Source organism: Mycobacterium sp. IDUB_19 (assembly GCF_055419445.1).
Map to the genome: position 1 here is coordinate 1 of NZ_JBVAXR010000159.1, position 1,103 is coordinate 1,103.

Genomic DNA, 1,103 nt, shown 5'->3' on the forward strand with positions numbered 1-1,103 from the left:
TACCGGCGGCTGTCCGAGGCGCTGGCCTCGGAAACCTGGTACCTGTCCACGCTGCGCGACAAGCCGGCGGTGGCCAGACGCCTGATGAGCGTGCTGGGGACGTCCGCGTATGTGCCGGATCTACTGATGCGGGCGCCCAGGGTGATTCAGGATTACGGCGACGGGCCGGCCGGCCCGAAACTGGTCGAGACCGAACCCGCCGTGGTGGCTCGCGCGCTCATTGCCTCGGCGGCCCGTCATGCCGACCCGGTGCGCGCCATCGCCGCCGCCCGTACGCTGCGGCGCCGAGAGCTGGCCCGCATCGGTTCCGCGGACCTGCTCGGCATGCTCGAGGTACGGGACGTGTGCAAGGCACTCACGTCGGTGTGGGTCGCCGTGCTGCAGTCGGCGCTGGACGCCCTGACCCGAGCCCATCTGCCCGAGGACGGCAAAGCGCCCGCGGCCATCGCGGTCATCGGTATGGGCAGGTTGGGCGGCGCCGAACTGGGCTACGGGTCCGACGCCGACGTGATGTTCGTCTGCGAACCGGCCAGCGGAGTCGACGATTCGGCCGCGGTCAAATGGTCGACGCCGATCGCCGAGCAAGTTCGCACGCTGCTGGGCACGCCAAGCGTCGACCCGCCACTGGAAGTCGACGCGAACCTGCGACCCGAGGGCCGCAGCGGCGCGCTGGTCCGCACCCTGGGGTCCTACACCGCCTACTACGACCAGTGGGCGCATCCGTGGGAGATTCAGGCGCTGCTGCGCGCGCACGCGGTCGCCGGTGACGAGGACTTGGGTCAGCGGTTCCTGCTGATGGCCGACAAGACGCGGTATCCACGCGACGGTGTGTCCGCCGAGACGGTGCACGAGATCCGCCGGATGAAAGCGCGCGTCGAATCCGAACGGTTGCCGCGCGGCGCCGACCCCAACACCCACACCAAACTGGGGCGCGGGGGACTGGCCGACATCGAATGGACGGTGCAGTTGCTGCAACTGCAGCACGCGCACGAGATCCCGGCCCTGCACAACACCTCCACGCTGGAGTCGCTCGACGTGATCGCCGAGACGGGGCTAGTCCCCGCGGACGAGGTGGAGCTGCTGCGTCTCGCGTGGCTGACGGC

At 70.0% G+C, this 1,103-nt stretch carries 1 protein-coding gene; it reads left to right on the forward strand.

From position 1 onward, the window contains the following. Positions 1 to 1,103: [protein-PII] uridylyltransferase family protein (locus ACZY0B_RS27615; RefSeq protein WP_463767400.1), on the forward strand; the 1,103-nt coding region annotated here is incomplete at both ends.